The organism is Streptomyces sp. HNM0575 (genome assembly GCF_012726265.1).
Classification (GTDB): Bacteria; Actinomycetota; Actinomycetes; order Streptomycetales; family Streptomycetaceae; genus Streptomyces.
Window position 1 is genome coordinate 326,549 of the sequence record NZ_JAASAG010000010.1, and the last position, 7,900, is coordinate 334,448.

The following is a 7,900-nucleotide window of genomic DNA, read 5'->3' on the forward strand; positions in this document are numbered from 1 at the left end:
CTCGTACGGCCCCTGTCTCGTGCTGCCGCATACGGCCTCCCGAACGGATTTCGGCACACGGCACCCCTTGGGCTAGAGTGCCTCTCGGTAGCGTGTCCGAGCGGCCGAAGGAGCTCGCCTCGAAAGCGAGTGAGGGGCAACCCTCCGTGGGTTCAAATCCCACCGCTACCGCTGTGATAGTGCAACGACGGCGGGCCGGGTCCTAGGGATCCGGCCCGCCGTCGTTGTGGGGCTCAGTTTGGGTCTCAGTTCGCGGCCCGGAGAGTGTGAAGTACCGGGCCGGGCGATGGCTTCGTTCACGTCCAGCGGACTGACTGACCAGGGGAACTATTCGTCCGGTTCATCGGCGAGCGCGACTACCTCGTCCCGATGGGCTTGACCTTCTTCATTCCGCCCTAGCGTGGACAAGATGGTTCCGAGGTTGTTCAGCGAGTTGGCGAGGTCGGGGCGGAAGCGCTCCGGAGCCGCCGCGGCCAACTCCCGGTAGAGCCCTACAGCCTCTTGGACGGATGCCAGCGCCTCCTCCACACGCCCCAGCTTCGACAGTCGGTTGCCGAGGTTGTTCAGCGAGTTGGCGAGGTCAGGGCGGAAGCGCTCCGGTGCTGTTGCAGCCAACTCCCGGCGAATAGCTACGGCTTTCTGGGCGGCTGCCTGCCGGACGCGTATCGCTCGCTCCAGGAGCAGGAGCTGCCGGACGGGTGGGAATGGCAGTGGGTCATCCAGGAGGACGGCGAGACGGACCAGGTCGCCGAACTCGTCCCCGACGACCTGCGGGTGAGCTTCGCCCAGGGCCGGCGCGGCGGCCCCGGTGTCGCCCGCACCATGGGACTCGCCCGCGCGCAGGGCGAGTTGGTCAAGGTCCTCGACGCCGACGACATGCTCACCCCAGGCGCTCTCGCCCGCGACATCGCCGTCTTCGAGCGTGAGCCGGACGTCGCGTGGACGACGTCCCGCGTACTCGACGCGATGCCGGACGGGTCCACGGTCGGCTTCGACCGAGATCCCGACGAGGGCCCCATCGAAGGCGGTTCGGTCCACGAGCACTGGAAGTCCCACGACTACCGCGCCCAGGTCCACCCGGCGACCCTCTGCATCCGCCGGGACCTGCTGCTCGCCCTGGGCGGCTGGATGGCCCTGCCTGCATCGGAGGACACGGGGCTGCTGCTCGCGCTGAATGCGGTGAGCAGGGGGTACTTCACACGTGAGGTGGGGCTGATGTACCGCAAGTGGCCTGGCCAGGCCACGAATCAAGCAGCGCACGCGCACAAGGACGAGCGGGAGGCGCGGATGGCAGTGGTCGACGCCCGAGTCCGAGGACTCATCGAGTTGGGTTGGGACTACTCGCCCCGGACGGGATAGGCGCTGCCGTGATGCGCTGCGATCCATAGATGGCCACTGGCTAACGCCTCATCACCGAGGTTCTATCTGCTGCGCCTGGCCGGCAGCGCGTGCCGTGCCAAGGTCACCTGCTGGGACCTTCAGCCCCCTCAGCTAAGGAACTGGCCCCTCACTGAGGTGTCCCCTCGGCCCCCATGCCCCGCCGACCGCCCCCACCCTTGCTTCTCTGGAAGACCGGCCTGCCCTGCCCACGCATGAAGGGGCGTCCTCACCATCATGAGTTCCTCAGCGACCAGCCGTACCCGGCACCTCCAGGTCAGGGGTTCCTTGTTCGCCCTTTCGGTTCGCATCGCTAGTGTCGCGTTGGCATGGAGATACAACAGGAACCGCAAGGGCCCTCACACCGCTGAGCGCGATTTGCGGTCTTGACGCACTTAGCTCGTCGGTGTGTGGTGGTTCTCATCGCGGCTGCGTGAAATTAGGGGGCTGGTGATCATGGTGCGCAGAATTTCAGCTTTCGTTCTGTGCTTACTCTGCTTAGCAGGGTGTACGCATTCATCCGATGAGGATGTCCTAGACGGCAGGGACACGATCAGCGAGACGCCGTCCCATTCAGAGTCGCCTTTGGGCAAACGATTCGAATACGATCGACGGGTGATCGGAAGCGAATACGGAGAGCAGAGCGAAGGGGCACACCCAAGCCCAGACGGTCGGTATCAAGTGCGAGTCAACAAGAGCAATATCTTCATCGAAACCTCTGATGGAAAACGTTTCGACTGGTTCGACAGTGGATCGGACTGGGGGCCTCGTGCGATGGACTTCTCTCCGGACGGTCGCTTTTTCGCGGTAGCCGTTCCCGACTCTGTAATCATCTACAACTTCCACACCAAAAATCCCAGAGCCTTGATCAGCAAACAGCTGATCAATATCAGATTTTCCGACGACGGAAACTACATCGTCGGGGAAGAATTCCTTGAACATCGCAGTGGTAGATTTGTGACCTTTAACGTGCACACGGGGAAGCGAACCACCTCACCCACGCCACCCACTGTTGAGGATCGGAGCGATCCGAAAATATGGCAAAGCGACGAATTAGCGATTGTTAATAAGGGGCGTAGGGTAATCGCCGCCGGCGTTGACGGGTACTTCGTGTGGTCAGTAAGTGATCGGCACCTCACTTGGATGCCCTGCGGTTGTCAACCAACAGGTGCTGCCGTTGACCGTAAGGCTCATAGAGTGGCATACATGCTTCCGGAAGGAAGAATTTCGTTGTGGAGGACATCCGATCGCCGCGAGATATCTCGCTGGAAGCTGCCGAAGGCGGTTGATCATGGCCGCGAGCAAATCTATGCCGGTGCGGCAATGGCATTCGCCGAGGGGCGAGATTATCTACTTACCTATTTCCTCGACAAGGGTGAGGTTTGGGCCCTTCCGAAGGGTGAGTTCGTGGGCTCATGGAAGGGAAGCACAAAGTGACGGAGACCACGGAAGAGGAGGCTGCAACTGCTCGGGAAATGCGGCATGCGTCGGTCCGTAAAGTGTGGCGGTGGCTAGCCAGTGGCATCACTACTGCTGTGATCGGCGCTGCCGCGGGCGTCTACGTGCCTAAGCTGCTAGACCCGCCGGACCAGCGTTCCGTGGCATTGAACGTAGTGAATAACCCCGCCACGGTGAACACCTGGGGAACAGAAGAATTCGGGCTGGTCATGCCCAAGGGGAAAACCCCCACCGGCCAACTACCTACGGACTGCGACCGAGTGATTGACTGGGCCCGAAGGAACAAGGCCGTAGACCAAGAAGTGACTCGGGTTAGGCTTGTCATTCAGGGTATTGCTGATAAGGGCGTACTGATCGAGGGGTTACGTGCCAAAATCCTTAACCGGTCCCCCAAACCTACCCCGGCTGGTGTCGGCCTCCGTTGTGGAGGGGCACAGGGAGAGGCCACTCCCAGACAACTAGAAATAAATCTCGACGCAGAGAACCGAAGCGCCAAATATTCTACGAATACTCCCGGCCAGTTGAAGCCGTTTGGGTTCACCCTGGAGAAGGGGGAGACTGAAGTTTTCGACTTGGCCGCAACGACAAGGGGCACCGCTGAATGGCTAATCCAGTTGGATCTTGTGGTTGGGGGGAAACAGGAGACGGTCGATGTGCAGAATCGCGGCAAGCCATTTGAGACGACCGCTTGGAAAAGTCCGCAGATCTATAAACTTCCAGCAGGATCTGAGGACTGGATGCTATGCACCAACATGCCGCACGGTGCGTGTAAGAATACGCGCTAGGAGGTGCGGCCGAGGGTTCGACGGCAGGACTCCAACATGCCGCTGGTCACATTGCTTTAGAGCCCTGGAACATCCGCTGGGGCCCCGTCGCAGAAGTCCGGGCATGAACCAATTTTCGATGATCGCCTGACTTCTGGATCTCTGGGTCAGATAATGCAGACCACCATGAGGATCTGTTCATGGCGTCTGCCGATCCGGGCGTCGGGGGCCCATCCGGCCGTGCACTCCACAGGGGCTGGGCGCCTTCTCGCCGCTCACCCGAGGGCCTGCCGAAGCGCATCCAGTAACCGCGTCGCCGGCGTGCACCGCCGTGCCGCGATGCGAGTCCAGTGCGGTCCGGGCGGTGTGGTCACCTTGTCGGCGGGGATGAGGACGTGGTCACCACGCAGGTACGGCGTTACCCCCGGCATGTCCAGCTCGTGTCCCTCTCCGGGCCGTACGAAGAACCACATGCTCCGTCCGTCGGCCACCACCGCCCCGCAGGCACCACCGAGCTTCTTCATGACCTGCGTGCCGACCCTCGTCGAGACCCGTACGGCGTCCCACCGGTCCCCGGCCTGAGCCAGAGTGAGACGCATCTGCACCGAGGGAATCGTCACCGCTCCACCCTCGGGCGGATGACCGTGCGCAGTGCGGTGTGCAGCCGCCAAGTGCAGGTCAATACGCGGTCGTTGACGATGGGGCGGGCCCAGTACACGACGGTGGAGCGGTCGCAGCCGACCGGCGGGACCACGACGTAGCTGCCCTTGCCGAGGATGCGCACATGCGCCTCGTCAGGGAACCTCCAGCCGTCCGCGGCGCCGGGCCTGATCAGCCAGTACAGAACATGCGCGTACGGGTCACGAATCACGGCCCCACAGTCGTCCCCGAGTTCGGCCAGGACCCGGTCACCGAGATACGCAGGCAGGCGCACAGCGTCCCAGTACACGCCCGCGTCCCTCGGCTCCGGGAGGGTCCGGCATGCGGCGCCCAAACCGCACGTACATGCTGAGGTGACAGCACAGCTGCTCCCGTTCGTCTCTGATCGTTAGACGACCAGCGTGACGAGACCGGTAGCCGCTAAGTGTCACTCTTCGGTGACACCAGGTGACACCTCAGAGGCCGATCCACGCCGCCATGTTGTCGAGCGTGTTCGGCGTACTGCGGCGTTGGTGAACGAGGCCCTTGATGGTCTCGCGTGCACCTGGGTGGTAGCGGGTCTGCTGCGGCGCCATGCGCCGGGCTTCGACGAGCGAACCGAGAGCGGCGTCCGTACGGCCCGTCTCCATCTCCGATCGGGCGCGGTCGATGTAGACGTGCGCACGGCGCGACAGCGGCCAGTCACGCGGCAACTGCACCTTGCGGGCTTTCTCCAACGCCTTTCCGTAGCGGCGGAGTTCGACGTTCGCGGACACCTCGTGCGCGGCGACGTTGGCGGGTCCGAAGGACAGCCAGTGAACGTGGCCGGCCTCGCCCGTACGTTCCGCATGGCGCCCGGCCTCGGCAAGATGCGTCACCACCGCGTCCATATCGCGGGCGCGTGCGGCGATGACCGTGGTGCCCAGGTGGAGCTGGCCGGCGACCGCCAGCGAAGCTGTGCTCTCCTCCGCCTGCGCCATGACGTCGTGTCCGCGGTTGATCAGGCGCAGGCCGATGGTGTGCTCCCCTTCACGGAAGTACACCAGCGCGCGCATGTACTGGCGTACGGCGGCGAGCAGTGGGTCCGAGGCGCGGTCGGCGGCCCAGGCCATGCGGTCCAGGGCGATCGTCGAGAGGTCGAAGAACCCGAGCTTCGTGGCGATGTCGTGCGCGGTGCGGTACGTCGACCCCAGCGCTCGCCACAGCCCGGAGGACGGCGTCCGGTACGCGGCCGTCGTCAGCTCCGCGATCAGCCCCGGCAGCGCACGGGCCGCGGCGTTGAGCCGCGTTGCGCGCACCCGCCGGCACAACTCGTCCGCATCGGCAGTGAGTTCACCGACCGTCCGCACGGTCAGGTCAGGGTCGTCGCCGAGGTCGTACAGGTCGAGCGATTCACGGATGGGCCGGATCAACTCGGCCAGCCGGTCTTGCTGGAGTTCCGTCACGTAGGGCTGCCCGGTCAGGGCTGTGACGTCGATCCGCAGCGCGCGAGCCACAGCGGAGACCAGGTCGGGGGAGGCGTTCTTGTGTCCGGTCTCCACGTGGCGCAGCAGGCTGTAGGAGTACGGAATCAGGGCGGCGAGCCCGCGCTGCGTGAGTCCCGCGAGCTTCCGCTGGTCTGCGATGCGCGCGCCGGTGTGTTCGTCATCGAGTGCAGCCATGCGTGTCTCCGTTCCATGCAGCAGCCACTCGGAACGGTACTCGCGCAACCACGCACGAGACATCGATCCGCCTCCTACTCCTGCCAGTTCAGGGACGGTCTGCTGTGGTGGGATACGCGACATGGCCTCCCGCGTTCTGCATCTCCTCTCCTGTGCCGCCCCACCCGTACTGGACCTCCCCGACGTCGTCGAGCGCGCGAAGGCCGACGGCTGGACCGTGTGCGTCGGTCTGACCCCGACCGCGGCCGACTGGCTGGCGAACGAACTCCCCGCCCTGCAACAGCAGACCGGGAACCCCGTACGCAGCACCCCACGTAGACCCGAGGACGGCGAAGTGTGGCCCTCCGCGGACGCGGTGCTCCTGGCCCCAGCAACGCTTAACACCATCAACACGGTGGCCCTGGGGCTCACACCCAACTTCGTAGCCGGCTGCGTCACCGAAGCCATCGGCAAGCGCTGGCCACTGATCGTGATGCCCTGCGTCAACTCCGCCTACGCCACGCACCCGCAGTTCGGCCGTAGCGTCGCCACCCTGCGATCCGCCGGCGTCCAAGTCCTGCTCGGCAAGGGCGGCTTCCAACCGAACCCGCCTGGCCAGGGCGACCGAAAGACCTATCCATGGGGGCTTGCGCTCGCTGCGGCCGGATCATGTGCGCAGTAGCGGCTCGGGACGAACGGTTCTGCGCACGACGGTCGATGTAGAAGTTCCAGACCGCCGCCTCTTCCAGCGAGATGCCAACCCCCGGGGACTGCCGAATGGTAAGGACTGGAGAGCGGTTGAGGTGAGGCCGCAGCGCGCGTAGCCCTCATAGGAATGAGGCGATTCCACCCAGTCGATTGCGCATAGATCGCAGACATCCGGTCGCTTGAGGCTCAACGAGGGCCCTTAGGTTCTTCATTTTTGTAATCATTCATTTCTCTTATATTCTCAACAAGCACCTTGATTGCATGTAGTGCAACAAGTGGGCCCACCACAAATCCAGCGGCTGCAAAAACCCCAGGGAGAAAGGGTAAGGAATCATCGTAGGTTACACTATTTCCTAAAATGAACCATGCGATGGAGAACGTGAGACGCAACAGGATCGGTCCACGCTCAGCAATCAGAGATTTCCTATACCTCTCACGTTCTTCTTCCTTGAGTCGCTCTTCCTCATCCAGACGCTCCTGCATTCTTCTGTAGTATGTAGCAACCTCTTCCGGAAATGAAGCACCTACGTTGATATTTCCGAAATCGCGCCCTTGAAATACCGACCCCTGCACGTGCCCACTGACGTCGCTATGGATCTCGTCTCCCACGTCACGCCCGTCATCATTTTTCCCAGCCGCCATTCTTCGAATGTACTCCCGTCGAGATGGAGGCGGCAAGAGCTGTGGTTCTGCGAAGAGCTCGTCTCATTTGGAGGTCCGCGGTAGCAGGAGAGTGCAGGCGATGCCGCTGAAGGCAGGCAAGTGATCGACTTTGCCCTCGTAGCGTCGATGGAGCCGATCAGCACCGACGAACACTTGCTGCCATGGATCGATACCGCCGGTCTGCTTCTGTTCTTTTCCTGCCCGCACCAACGCGATGGCGCGGGCGCGGAACTCAGGGGGATAGGCGCGGGGCATGTCCGGCATGCCTTTCGTGAAGGCCATCAGTTAGCCAGCAGAACTGGAACCTGAGGGGTGGGGCAGGTCAGACTGTCACCAACCCGTGCATCAGTCCCGTTCGTCGCGATCAAGTCCCCATTACCTTTTTCGTGGCCCTGCAACGGGGCTCCCGGTCTCTGGAGCTGGCATGACTGAGTCCCCCTGTCGAGTGCATGGCCTGGGGGGGTGGTGTCACCGGTTCCGGAGGCACTGACAGACCGCTGATGAGGGACATGGCCACCGGCTTCTTCGCGGGTCGGGAGGCTCTTCGTAATGTGGATGTGGCGATCGGTGCCGTGGGCCGGCCGGGCGGGTACGACCGGAGAGTGCACGTGATCGACACCAGTGACATCGGCGTCTTCCTCGGCCTGGATG

At 63.2% G+C, this 7,900-nt stretch carries 9 protein-coding genes and 1 tRNA gene; 5 read left to right on the forward strand and 5 right to left on the reverse strand.

All coding sequences use genetic code 11. The features are described from left to right. The first annotated feature begins 86 nt into the window (after nt 1-86). The 4 genes from HCC61_RS23880 to HCC61_RS23900 all read left to right on the forward strand — a co-directional run bounded on the left by HCC61_RS23880 (nt 87) and on the right by HCC61_RS23900 (nt 3,620). Nucleotides 87-171: transfer RNA gene (locus tag HCC61_RS23880), tRNA-Ser, on the forward strand. 468 nt (nt 172-639) lie between these two features. Beyond that, nucleotides 640-1,359 carry a glycosyltransferase gene (locus tag HCC61_RS23890; RefSeq protein ID WP_169138722.1) on the forward strand — a complete coding sequence of 240 codons (720 nt, stop codon included), beginning with the start codon at nt 640-642 and terminating at the stop codon, nt 1,357-1,359. Between the two features lie 633 nt (nt 1,360-1,992). Beyond that, on the forward strand, nt 1,993-2,814 hold the full coding sequence (locus HCC61_RS23895) for a WD40 repeat domain-containing protein (RefSeq protein ID WP_169138634.1): 822 nt from the start codon (nt 1,993-1,995) through the stop codon (nt 2,812-2,814). After that, nucleotides 2,811-3,620, forward strand: coding sequence for a hypothetical protein (locus HCC61_RS23900; RefSeq protein WP_169138636.1), 810 nt, complete (start codon nt 2,811-2,813; stop codon nt 3,618-3,620). Before HCC61_RS23895 ends, HCC61_RS23900 begins: the two co-directional genes overlap by 4 nt. A gap of 254 nt (nt 3,621-3,874) precedes the next feature. Here HCC61_RS23900 and HCC61_RS23905 read toward each other — a convergent pair whose 3' ends face one another. The 3 genes from HCC61_RS23905 to HCC61_RS23915 all read right to left on the reverse strand — a co-directional run bounded on the left by HCC61_RS23905 (nt 3,875) and on the right by HCC61_RS23915 (nt 5,899). Further along, complete coding sequence (locus tag HCC61_RS23905) at nt 3,875-4,219, reverse strand: hypothetical protein (protein ID WP_169138638.1); 345 nt, start codon at nt 4,217-4,219, stop codon at nt 3,875-3,877. Continuing rightward, nucleotides 4,216-4,470, reverse strand: coding sequence for a hypothetical protein (locus tag HCC61_RS23910; RefSeq protein ID WP_169138640.1), 255 nt, complete (start codon nt 4,468-4,470; stop codon nt 4,216-4,218). Before HCC61_RS23910 ends, HCC61_RS23905 begins: the two co-directional genes overlap by 4 nt. Before the next feature lie 244 nt (nt 4,471-4,714). Further along, complete coding sequence (locus HCC61_RS23915) at nt 4,715-5,899, reverse strand: helix-turn-helix transcriptional regulator (protein WP_169138642.1); 1,185 nt, start codon at nt 5,897-5,899, stop codon at nt 4,715-4,717. Between the two features lie 121 nt (nt 5,900-6,020). Between HCC61_RS23915 and HCC61_RS23920 the strand changes: the two genes are divergently transcribed. Further along, nucleotides 6,021-6,560 carry a flavoprotein gene (locus HCC61_RS23920; RefSeq protein WP_169138644.1) on the forward strand — a complete coding sequence of 180 codons (540 nt, stop codon included), beginning with the start codon at nt 6,021-6,023 and terminating at the stop codon, nt 6,558-6,560. A gap of 212 nt (nt 6,561-6,772) precedes the next feature. On the opposite strand, the gene HCC61_RS23925 is transcribed toward HCC61_RS23920, so the two are convergent. Both HCC61_RS23925 and HCC61_RS23930 read right to left on the reverse strand, forming a co-directional pair. Beyond that, nucleotides 6,773-7,228 carry a hypothetical protein gene (locus HCC61_RS23925; RefSeq protein WP_169138646.1) on the reverse strand — a complete coding sequence of 152 codons (456 nt, stop codon included), beginning with the start codon at nt 7,226-7,228 and terminating at the stop codon, nt 6,773-6,775. Nucleotides 7,229-7,291: 63 nt separating this feature from the next. Beyond that, complete coding sequence (locus HCC61_RS23930) at nt 7,292-7,531, reverse strand: hypothetical protein (protein WP_169138192.1); 240 nt, start codon at nt 7,529-7,531, stop codon at nt 7,292-7,294. Nucleotides 7,532-7,900: the final 369 nt, after the last annotated feature.